The organism is Streptomyces niveus, assembly GCF_001723055.1.
Lineage (GTDB): Bacteria > Actinomycetota > Actinomycetes > Streptomycetales > Streptomycetaceae > Streptomyces > Streptomyces niveus.
Window position 1 is genome coordinate 196 of record NZ_MDCR01000120.1, and the last position, 10,794, is coordinate 10,989.

A 10,794-nucleotide genomic window follows, 5' to 3' on the forward strand; every position below is an offset into this window, starting at 1 on the left:
CGCTCTCCTTCGACGCGATCTACGACGCCTTCCCGGGCGAGGCCGCGCCGAAGCTGGCGCTCGGGGTCTGCGCGGAGGTGCTCGGCCAGCTCGACAACGCGGCGGAGTACTACCGCCTCGTTTGGATGACGGACCCCAGCTATGTGAGCGCCGCCTTCGGTCTCGCCCGGGTGCAGAACGCGGCGGGTGACCGGACCGGAGCCGTACGGACGCTGGAGTCGGTCCCCGAGGCGTCGATCCACTACACGGCGGCCAGGATCGCCGCCGTACGGTCGCGGCTGCGCCGCCGTGACCTGCGTGAGTCGTCGCCGCTCGGCCCGCAGGGTGCCGTGGCGGACCCACCGCTGATCGACGATCTGAGAGCGGCGGCCGACCAGATCTCGCGCCTCGGCCAGTTCGGTCTGGACTCGATGCGCAGGGAGCAGTTGTCCACGGAGGTTCTGGGCACGGCTCTGGACTGGGTACTCTCCGGTGGCCCGGGGAATCGGCCGGGACAGATCTCGCTGCTCGGCAGTGAACTGAACGAGCGCGGTCTGCGCTTGGGACTGGAACGCTCGTACCGGGTGCTCGCCCGGCTCGCTCAACGTGGCGAGGAGAGGATCGACCTGGTGGAGCGGGCCAACCGCTTCCGCCCCCGGACGTGGGTGTGATTGATGTCGCAGATGCACCAGCCGACAGCCCTTTCGACATGTCCCAGTTGCGAGGAGCCACTGGAGTCCGGCGACCTGTTCTGTGGCGCGTGCGGGTACGACCTGTCGGCCGTGCCCCCGCCCCCGGACGACCACCCCACGATCGTGATGAACGGCGCGCCGGGTACGGCTCCTTCGGGCGGCGTCGCCTGGCCGGCCGCCGCCGAGGCGGACAGCACGGCCACGCCCGCGCCGGTGCAGGTGCCGGGCGAGCTGCCGGGACTCGACTCGACAGGGGTACCGCTGTCCGGGCACACGGCGGGCGGGCACCGGGCGGCGCCGCCCGTGCCGTCAGCTGCCCCGGTCGCACCGGTCGCACCGACGGGTGACTTCGAACTGCCCGCGCCCGCACCGGCGGTGGGCGCCGGGGCCCCGCCGTCGGTGCCCCATGTCACCGACCACCCGTCGGCCGAGCCGCCGGATCTCGCCGACCCCCGTACGGTGGCGCCCCCCGTCCCCGCGGGTACGAAGCTCTGCGTGGCCTGCCGCGCGGGCCATGTCGACACCGACGGCTACTGCGAGAACTGCGGACACGCCCAGCCGCGCGAACGCGACCATGTGGAACAGGAGTTGGACGCGGTGGCGGCGGTCAGCGACCGCGGCCTGCGCCACCACCGCAACGAGGACGCGTTCGCCGTGTCCTCGGCCGCCCTGCCGGACGGTTCACCGGCCGTGATCGCCATCGTCTGCGACGGCGTGTCGTCCGCGACCCGCCCGGACGAGGCGTCGGCGGCGGCCTCGGCCGCCGCCAACGAGGTGCTGCTGGCGGCGCTGCCGCGCGGCACGCACCCGCAGCAGGCGATGCACGAGGCGATCGTGGCCGCCGCCGAGGCCGTCAACGTCCTCGCCGGCCCGCCGGGGCAGTCGGGCGACCAGGAACCGGCGCACCGCGCGCAGAACGCGCCCGCGTGCACGATCGTCGGCGCGGTCGTGGTCAGCGGACTGCTGGTCATCGGCTGGGTCGGCGACAGCCGCGCCTACTGGGTGCCCGACGACCGCACCGGATCACCGGCCCGGCTCACGGAGGACGACTCCTGGGCCGCCCAGATGGTCGCCGCGGGGCTGATGAACGAGGCGGAGGCGTACGCGGACGAGCGCGCCCACGCCATCACCGGCTGGCTCGGTGCCGACGCCTACGAACTCGAACCGCACACGGCGTCGTTCAAACCGGACCGCCCCGGTGTCGTGGTGGTGTGCACGGACGGCCTGTGGAACTACGCGGAGAGCCCCCAGGAAATGGCACGCGTCCTTCCGCCGGACGCGGCCGGACGGCCCCTGCGCGCCGCCCAGGTGCTGGTCGGTCACGCGCTCGACGGCGGGGGCCACGACAACGTAACAGTGGCCCTGCTGCCGTTCGCCGTACCACGGCATGGGGCAGGATCCGACCGGGCGTGAGCCCGGCCTGAGCACCCCACTGCCTGGATCGCCGACCGGACGGCCGGCCAGGACCGGTGCCCGGTTCAACCCCGGGAGCACACCGGCCCGTTGTCCCGCCGCACTCTCAAGTCTTCTGTTTGTTGCCAGTGGAGCGTCAAGGAGCCGATACAGATGGCGAACTTCTCCAAGTCGACCGTGCCGCAGTTCTCCGTCGAGGTGTACCAGAACGAATATCTGCCGGAGGGCGGTCGCGAGGTCAACGCGATCGTGACCGTCACCTCCACCGGGGGCGGTACGACGGGCCGGAGGTCGCTCACGGGAGCGCCCGCCGCCACGGCGCTGCCGGGCCAGGGCCCCAACGCGGCCGTCGTGATCATGGTCGACTGCTCGGGGTCGATGGACTACCCGCCGACGAAGATGCGTAACGCGCGCGACGCCACGTCCGCCGCCATCGACACACTGCGCGACGGCGTCGCCTTCGCCGTGGTCGCGGGCACGCATGTGGCCAAGGAGGTCTACCCGGGAAACGGCGCGCTGGCGGTCGCGGACGCCGCAACCCGCGCGGAGGCCAAGAACGCCCTGCGCAGACTGAGCGCCGGCGGCGGTACGGCCATCGGCACCTGGCTGGGGCTCGCGGACCGGCTGCTGGCCTCGGCCGATGTGTCGATCAGGCACGGCATCCTGCTCACCGACGGCCGTAACGAGCACGAGACGCCGGAGGATCTCAAAGCCGCGCTCGACGCCTGCGCGGGCCGTTTCACCTGCGACGCGCGCGGTGTCGGCACGGACTGGGTGGTGAAAGAAGTCACAGGAATCGCCTCGGCGATGCTCGGCACGGCGGACATCGTGGCCGATCCCGCCGGACTGGCCGCCGACTTCACCGAGATGATGGAGAACGCGATGGGCAAGGAGGTCGCGGACGTCGCCCTGCGGCTCTGGACGCCCGTCGGTGTGGAGATCAAGTTCGTCAAGCAGGTGGCACCGACGGTCGAGGAGCTGACCGAGCGGCGTACGCAGGCCAACACCCGTGCCGGGGACTACCCGACCGGCTCCTGGGGTGACGAGTCCCGGGACTACCACGTATGTGTCCAGGTCCCGGAGGCGGGCGTCGGCCAGGAGATGCTGGCGGCCAGGGTCTCGCTGATCCTCCCCGCCGCCGACGGGACCTCGCAGGTGCTGTCCCAAGGGCTGGTACGGGCGGTGTGGACGGACGACATGGTGGCGTCGACCTCCATCAATCCGCAGGTCGCGCACTACACGGGCCAGGCCGAACTGGCACAGGTCATCCAACAGGGCCTGGAGGCCCGTAAGTCGGGGGACTTCGACGGCGCGACGGCCAAACTGGGGCGCGCGGTACAGCTCGCGGCGGACTCCGGGAACGCGGATACGGCGAAACTGCTTTCGAAGGTGGTGGACGTGGTGGACGCGGCGACGGGTACTGTGCGACTGAAAGCGAAGGTCGCGGACGCGGACGAGATGACACTGGAAACTCGCTCGACCAAGACCGTGCGCGTCAAGAAATAGCGAACAACGGCAAGAAGCGATCAGCTGCGGCCTGCGGGCCGGACGAGGAGAGGGGGAAGCGCCGACATGCCGACTTGCCCGAACGGACACCAGTCGGGTTCCGACGACTGGTGCGAGGTCTGTGGCCATCGCATGGCCGGGGCCGGCGCTCCCGCCGGTTCGATGCCGCCGCCCCCACCGCCCGCACCCGGTTACGGCTATCCACAGGATCCGAACGCGACGGCGCAGGCCGAGCTGTGCCCGCAGTGCCGCACCCCGCGCGAGGGCAACGCCCTGTTCTGCGAGGAGTGCCGGTGGAACTTCCTCACCAACACGGCGACCTCGTACACCCCGCTGGCTCCGCAGCACCAGCAGCCGGGCGGTCCGGGTGGTCCCGGCGGACCCGGCGGTCCGGGTGGTCCCGGCGGACCCGGCGGTCCCGGTGGCCCTGGTGGACCGCCGCCGCCTCCCGGGCTGAACCTGCCGCCGGGCTTCCAGGCCCAGCAGTCGCCGCCCCGGCCGCCGGAGCCGTACGACTACCAGGGCTCGCGCCCCTCCCAGCTGAACCGGCCCGCCGAACCGCTGGCCCCCGATCAGCAGGGCCAGCAGGGTCAGCAGGGTCAGCCGGGCGGGTTCGGCCCGCACGGCGGTCCCCCCGGGCCTCCCGGCCACCCCGGTGGTCCTCCTGGGCCGCCCGGACCGCCGGGACCGCACGGCATGCAAGGGCCTCCGCCGCCCCCGCCGTACCAGCAGCAGGGCCCGCCGTCGCCGCCCTCGTTCCAGCAGTCGGGGCCGCCGGCCCCGCCGCAGCAGACCGGTGGCGACGACTGGGTGCTGCCGCCGCCCTCGCAGGGCCAGGCGTCCGCGCCCCCGCCGCAGTTCCAGCAGGGCCCGCCGCCGCAGCAGCACCAGCACGACCCGATGCAGCAGCAACAGCACCAGCCGCCGCGCCAGTACCAGCCGCCCGGCAACTGGACGGCGGTCGTCGCACCGGACCGTGACTACTTCATGGCGATGATGCAGCGCAGCGGCCCCGAGGCGACGGGCCTCAACCTGCCCGCGTACTCACCGGAACAGCACCTCCCGATGACCGGGAACCAGATCACCATCGGCCGTCGCCGCCACTCCACCGGCGAGTCCCCCGATGTCGACCTGTCGGTCCCGCCGGAGGACCCGGGCGTCTCGCACCAGCACGCGGTCCTGGTCCAGCAGCCGGACGGCGGCTGGGCGGTGGTCGATCAGAATTCCACGAACGGCACGACGCTGAACGGCGCCGAGGACCCGATCCAGCCGTACGTCCCCGTCCCGCTCAAGGACGGTGACCGCGTACACGTCGGTGCCTGGACGACGATCACGATCCGCCGGGGCTGAGCGACCAGACGTACGGCCCCGAGGGGTCGTCCAGCCAGGCCCACTGCCGGTCGGGACCGACCGTGATGCCGAACCTCTCCCGCTGCGGGCGCCCCTCGCGCTCCCAGAGGGAGAGGGCCTCGTGCGGGTCGAGGCTGCCCGCCGTCAGCGAGAGCATGAAGCGGAAGAGATCGTTCTCCAGCGCCCTGCGGGGCAGTCCGCCGATCCGCTGGAGAACGGGCAGCGCGGGCTCCTCCAGGCCGCCCCGGAGCGGGACGAAGAAGGCCGACGTGTGCAGGAAGTGCCCCTCCGCGTAACGGCCGTGCCCGGCGTCGCCGACGTCCAGCGCGATCAGCCCGGTCGACAGCGGCGCCAGGATCCGCGCCCCGTCCGCGCACTGCTCCAGCCAGCCGGAGGGCACGGCGGGCAGCGTGCAGGTCGCGATGATCCGGTCGAAGGGTGCCCGCCGCCGTACACCGATCGCGCCGTCGCCGGTGACGACCGCGGGCCGGTAGCCGGCCGCCGCGAGGTGGCTGCGGGCGGACTCGGTGATCTCCGGATCCAGGTCGACGGTCGTTACGCGCTCCTCGCCGAGCCGGTGCGACAGCAGCCCCGCGTTGTAGCCGGTGCCCGCGCCGATCTCCAGGACGGTGTTCCCGTCGTGTACGTCCAGCGCCGTGAGCATCCGGGCCATCAGGGAGGGCTGGCTGCTGGAGGAGATCAGCTCACCGTCCCGTACGCGGGTGGCCAGCGCCCCGTCCGCGTACGCGCCGCGCAGCCAGCGCAGCCGCCGGACCGGGTCGGGGTCGTCGCACCACAGCCGGTCGTGGCCGCCGGGTCTGCTGACGAAGTAGTACGGGACGAACAGATGGCGCGGCACCTCCTCGAACGCCGCGCGCCAGGCCGGGTCGTCCAGCGCCCCGTCCGCGGCCATGTCCCGCACCATGGCGGCACGCGCCTCGGCGGCGACCCCGGCTTCGTCGTCGCCCGGCCCGTACGCCTCGCGCTGCTCGCGGTGAACGCCCATGACTCCACTGTCCTGTGTCCCGGGCGCGGAAGCGAGCAGTCCCGGGTCAGGACTTGTCGGACTCGGGGCCGGATTCCCGCTCCGGGCCCCCGAGAAGAAGGTCTAGGGCCAAAGTCCTCGGCCGGTGGGTCTGAGACCATGGAGGGGTGAACGAGATTCCGCGCGGCACGCTTTCGGAGCAGACCTTCTACGAGCAGGTCGGCGGCGAGGAGACCTTCCGGCGCCTGGTGCACCGCTTCTACCAGGGCGTCGCCGAGGATCCGCTGCTGCGGCCGATGTATCCGGAGGAGGATCTGGGTCCGGCCGAGGAGCGGTTCACGCTGTTCCTGATCCAGTACTGGGGCGGTCCGCGCACCTACAGCGACAACCGGGGTCATCCCCGGCTGCGGATGCGGCACGCGCCGTTCACCGTCGACCGGGCCGCGCACGACGCCTGGCTGCGGCACATGCGGGTGGCGATCGACGAGCTGGGGCTCTCCGAGGAGCACGAGACGCAGCTGTGGAACTACATGACGTACGCCGCCGCGTCGATGGTGAACAGCTGAGCCCTGGCGCCCCGGCGGTCTGCTGCATCCCGGAATGCGGACTTCCTGTTCCGGACAACGGTTACGATCCGATCAAAGTCCGCCCGTAAGCGGTTTCCACGGGCGGGTGCCCTCTGAAAGTATCCAAAGCTCCGGGGGCGGGCATGCGGATACGGATCGGCGGGGGGACGTGTGACGGGGTTCGTTCTCCTGCGCGTCCGCGCCCATCGGCTGCTGCTCGCCGCCGCACTCCTGGCCGTGCTGCTGACGACCTCCGTCCTGTCCGCCCTCACCGCCTTCTCCGGCTCGATCGGGGACGCCGCGCTCCGGCACACCCTCCAGGGCCGTGACGCCGCCGCGGCGGCGCTGGTGGTCACCGCGCAGGTCCCGGCGAGTGACCGGGTGGCCGCGAACGAGGCGGCGGCCGAGGTCGCGCGCGAGTCGTTCGACGGACTGCCGGTCACCGTACGGAAGCTGGAGCGTTCCGGGTCGTACGCGCTCCCCCGCGCCCTCCAGCCGCCCGCCGCCCGCGCGGGCGACCCCGATCTCACGCACTTCGCCACGCTCGACCGCTCGCGCGTACGCCTGGTGACGGGCTCCTGGCCGGCGGCGACGGGCGCGTCCGACCCCGTGCAGGTGGCGTTCCCGGAGGAGGCGGCGACCGAGCTGGGGCTGAAGGCCGGGACGCGGCTCACCCTCCTCGACCGGCTGGGCGACAAACCCCTCACGATCCACGTCACGGGCGTCTACCGGCCGGCCGATCTCACCGACCCGTACTGGAGGCTGGACACCCTCGGCGGCCAGGGCGTCCAGACGGTCACCTTCACCACCTACGGCCCGCTGCTCACCGACCCCGCCCTGTTCGACTCCGGGCGGCTCCAGGCGGGCGACCTGTCGTGGCTGGCCGCCGCCGACTTCCGCGACGTCACCACCGGCCGGATCGACGCGCTGCGCGCCGCCGCAGAGCGCGGGCCCAAGTCCCTCGCCGCGCAGCCGGTGTTCGCCGACGGGGTGACCGCGCGGACCACGCTGCCGAGCGTCCTGGACCGGACCGAACGCGCGCTGCTCGTCTCGCGCTCCACGCTGCTGATCGTCGCCGTCCAGCTCGTGCTGCTGGCCGGCTACGCCCTGCTGCTGGTCGCGCGGCTGCTGAGCACCGAGCGGACCGGCGAGAGCGAGCTGCTGCGGGCACGCGGCGGTTCACGGCGCCGGATCGCCTGGCTCGCCACCGTCGAGGCGCTGCTGCTGGCGCTGCCCGCCGCGCTGTGCGCGCCGCTGCTCGCGGGCCCGCTGACCCGGCTGCTCGTCGAGCACGGCGGGCTCGCCGACATCGGGCTGCGGCTCGGTGACACCTCCACCGCGCTGGTGTGGCTGACCGGCGGCGGGGTCGCGCTGGCGTGCGCCGCCGCCGTCGTGGCGCCCGCCCTCGCCTCGGCCGGGCTGACCCGGCTGCGGCGCGGCAGGGCGGGGACGCTGCCGGGCCCGGTGCGCGCGGGCGCCGACGTGGGACTGCTGCTGGTCGCAGCCGTGGCGTACTGGCAGCTGGACCGGCAGACGGCCACCTCCGGCGGTGGGGCGCTCAGCGGTGACAGCCAGGGTGAGCTGGGCGTCGATCCGCTGCTGGTCGCCGCGCCCGCGCTGGCGCTGCTCGCGGGCACCGTACTGACCCTGCGGCTGCTGCCGCCCGTGGCGCGCCTGGCCGAACGTCGCGCGGCCGGCGGGGCGGGGCTGTCGTCGGCGCTGGCGGGCTGGCAGTTCAGCCGCCGGCCGCTGCGCGGCGCGGGCCCGGTGCTGCTGCTGGTGCTGGCCGTGGCGATGGGGATGCTGGCGATCGGGCAGAGCGCGTCGTGGGACCGTTCGCAGGAGGACCAGGCGGACTTCCGGACGGGCGCGTCGCTGCGGGTGCTGGCCAACCGGCCCGGCGATCCGGGGCAGGCGGGCATCTACGCCGCGCTGCCCGGCGTACGGGCGGCGGCCCCCGCGCACCGCGCGACCTCCGAGCTGTCGGCGGACCGGACGGCGACCGTCCTCGCGCTGGACACCGCTCAGGCGGACGAGCGGATGCTGCTGCGTGACGATCTGTCGGAGCCGTCCGGTGACGGCGGGGCGGCCCGGCTGCTCGACGCCGTACAGCCGTCGAAAACGCCCAACACGTCGAAGACGTCGCAGCCGGAGCGTGTGGGCGTCCCGCTGCCCGAGGACACCCGGCGGCTCCGCGTCACGCTGCGGCTGACCGACACCTCGGCTCGCGGCGGGGTCTCGCCGACCCGCGGCGCCCCGTTCACGACGGTGCTGGTCGAGGACCGGTACGGCATCGGCTACCGGCTGCCCGCGGGTGAGGTGCCCGTCGACGGCCGCCCGCACACCGTCACGCTCGATCTGGCCGGCGCCACGGACTCCGCGCGCGGCCCCGGCGCGGCGGGCACGCCGCTCACCCCGGCCGGGCCGCTCGCCCTGACCGGTCTGGAGCTGGAGTCGAGCGCCCCACAGGGCGGGAGCGAGACCCACCGGGTCGAGGTCGAGGCGCTGAAGTCCCTGGACGCGGACGGCGCCGTGCGCCCGGTCGACGTCGCCGACGGCTTCGGCTGGCTGGCGACGCTCGTCGCGTCGCTGGACGGCGAGCCGGATCCGGACCGACCGCTGAAACCGGTCGCCTCCTCGTCGGCGCCGCTCACGTTCTCGTACGAGACGGGGGTCAGCCCGCAGGCCGGTGCCTATCTCGACCCGACCCGCAGACTCACCGTCCATGTGGGCGTGCCGCGCCCCGAACCGCCCGCCGTGCTGCCCGCGATAGCCACCGACACCTTCCTGCGCGCCGCCGGGGCGAAGACCGGGCAGAGCCTGGACGTCGAGGTCGCGGGCGACCGGCTCCGGGTGAAGATCGTGCGGACGGTCGCCCAGTTGCCCACCACCGGGCCCGGCGCCCTGAGCGCGCAGGCCGCCGGTGAGAGCGCCGACGGCGGGCGTACGGGCGACGGCGGCGCTCTCCTGCTCGATCTGCGCGCCGTCAACGAGGTGCTCGCCGACCGGCGCGAGGCGTCGCTGGTCCCCACGGAGTGGTGGCTGAGCGCCGCGCCGGGGCGTGCGCCGGTGGTCGCCGAGACGCTGCGCGCGCGGTCCGACGTCGACCCGGCGCAGGTCATGGTGCGCGAGGAGACCGCGCGGGAGCTGCTGAGCGATCCGCTGGGCGTCGGCCCGCAGTCCGCGCTGCTGGCCGCCGCGATCGCGGCGGCGGCGCTGGCGGCCGTCGGCTTCGCGGTGAGCGCGGCGGGCTCGCTGCGTGAACGGGGCGCCGAATTCGCCCTGTTGCGGGCGCTCGGCACGCCGCGCCGGCAGCTCGCCCGGCTGATCGCCACCGAGCAGGGGCTGCTGCTCGCGGTCGCGCTCCTGGTGGGCCTCGCCCTCGGCTCCGTGCTCACCAGGGCGGTCGTGCCGCTGGTCGTGCTGACGGGCCAGGCCACCCAGCCGGTGCCCGCCGTCCTGGTCGAACTGCCGGTCGGCCGGGTCGCCGCGCTGCTGGCGGGGGTGTCCGCGCTGCCGCTGCTGCTGATCGCCCACCTCACCCTGCGCCGTACGGACCCGGCGCTCACGCTGCGCGAACGGGGAGGCGACTGAGATGGGCGCACCTGCCCCCGCCCGCGAAGGGCGACCTGTGCGGATCGTCGCGCCGTGGGTGCGGACGCGGCTGCGGACCGCGCCGGGCGCCGCCGCGGCGATGGCCGTGCTCGTCGTGCTGACCACGTATCTCGCCGCCGCGTTCCCCCGCTCCGTCGACGCCTACGAGACGAACGGTCTGCGCCACGACATCCGTACGGCCGTGGCCGCCGAGAGCGTCCTGGAGGTCAGCATGCGCGCGCCGGGCCCCGGCGTGCGGCAGGCGGACCGGGAGGAGGTCCTGCGCGGTGCCTGGATGGCGCGGGCGCAGGGGAAGATCACGGGGAGTCTGCCGGCGCCGGTGCGGGCCGACGAGGGCGGTTCGGCGTACGGCGTACGGACCTCCCAGCCGGTCGAGGGCACCGACACCTGGCTGCCCGCGCCCGACAACCTGCCGCCGATGCTCACCCTCGCCGCCCAGGCGGGCCTCGACCGCCACTCCACGCTCCGCGAGGGGCGGCTCCCGCGCGCCGAGGGCGCGGTGACGGAGCGCACCGGGGAGGTGGAGGCCGCGGTCACCGCCGCGACCGCCAAGTCGCTGGGGATCAAGGTCGGTTCGGTGGTGCACGTGCCGGGGGTGGACCGGGACGAGCTGGGCGTACGGATCACCGGAATCGTCGTCCCCCGGGACCCCGCGAACAGCTACTGGGCCGTCGAGCCCACCCTCGGC

Annotated in this window: 7 protein-coding genes and 1 pseudogene; 7 read left to right on the forward strand and 1 reads right to left on the reverse strand. The window is 74.0% G+C overall.

Features of this window, described 5'->3' with window-relative positions; translation table 11 throughout:
* The 4 genes from BHU15_RS15755 to BHU15_RS15770 all read left to right on the forward strand — a co-directional run.
* On the forward strand, positions 1–650 hold a 650-nt coding region (locus BHU15_RS15755; protein ID WP_255293121.1), incomplete at its 5' end, for a tetratricopeptide repeat protein.
* Positions 651–653: 3 nt separating this feature from the next.
* Positions 654–2,084 carry a PP2C family protein-serine/threonine phosphatase gene (locus BHU15_RS15760; protein ID WP_069627776.1) on the forward strand — a complete coding sequence of 477 codons (1,431 nt, stop codon included), beginning with the start codon at positions 654–656 and terminating at the stop codon, positions 2,082–2,084.
* A 153-nt stretch (positions 2,085–2,237) separates the two neighbouring features.
* The gene (locus BHU15_RS15765) at positions 2,238–3,590 is read left to right on the forward strand and encodes a vWA domain-containing protein (RefSeq protein ID WP_069627772.1); all 1,353 of its coding nucleotides are present in this window, start codon (positions 2,238–2,240) and stop codon (positions 3,588–3,590) included.
* A 66-nt stretch (positions 3,591–3,656) separates the two neighbouring features.
* A complete protein-coding gene (locus tag BHU15_RS15770; RefSeq protein ID WP_069627773.1) occupies positions 3,657–4,940 on the forward strand; it encodes an FHA domain-containing protein in 1,284 nt (427 codons plus the stop codon).
* On the opposite strand, the gene BHU15_RS15775 is transcribed toward BHU15_RS15770, so the two are convergent.
* Positions 4,921–5,946: a methyltransferase domain-containing protein gene (locus tag BHU15_RS15775; RefSeq protein WP_069627774.1), complete on the reverse strand. Its 1,026-nt coding sequence runs from the start codon at positions 5,944–5,946 to the stop codon at positions 4,921–4,923. The genes BHU15_RS15770 and BHU15_RS15775 overlap by 20 nt on opposite strands.
* A 146-nt stretch (positions 5,947–6,092) precedes the next feature.
* Here BHU15_RS15775 and BHU15_RS15780 point away from each other — a divergent pair, with 146 nt between their 5' ends.
* The 3 genes and pseudogenes from BHU15_RS15780 to BHU15_RS15790 form a co-directional block, all read left to right on the forward strand.
* Positions 6,093–6,491, forward strand: a complete 399-nt coding sequence (locus tag BHU15_RS15780) for a globin (RefSeq protein ID WP_023541640.1) — start codon at positions 6,093–6,095, stop codon at positions 6,489–6,491.
* Positions 6,492–6,662: 171 nt separating this feature from the next.
* Complete coding sequence (locus tag BHU15_RS15785; protein WP_069627775.1) at positions 6,663–10,085, forward strand: FtsX-like permease family protein; 3,423 nt, start codon at positions 6,663–6,665, stop codon at positions 10,083–10,085.
* A 1-nt stretch (position 10,086) separates the two neighbouring features.
* A pseudogene (locus BHU15_RS15790) lies at positions 10,087–10,794 on the forward strand (ABC transporter permease); the annotation flags it as partial.

Coding starts and splice junctions, on each gene's coding strand:
- BHU15_RS15775 (WP_069627774.1), bottom strand. CDS start 5,946: ATGGGCGTTCACCGCGAGCAGCGCGAGGCGTACGGGCCGGGCGACGAC.
- BHU15_RS15765 (WP_069627772.1), top strand. CDS start 2,238: ATGGCGAACTTCTCCAAGTCGACCGTGCCGCAGTTCTCCGTCGAGGTG.
- BHU15_RS15770 (WP_069627773.1), top strand. CDS start 3,657: ATGCCGACTTGCCCGAACGGACACCAGTCGGGTTCCGACGACTGGTGC.
- BHU15_RS15760 (WP_069627776.1), top strand. CDS start 654: ATGTCGCAGATGCACCAGCCGACAGCCCTTTCGACATGTCCCAGTTGC.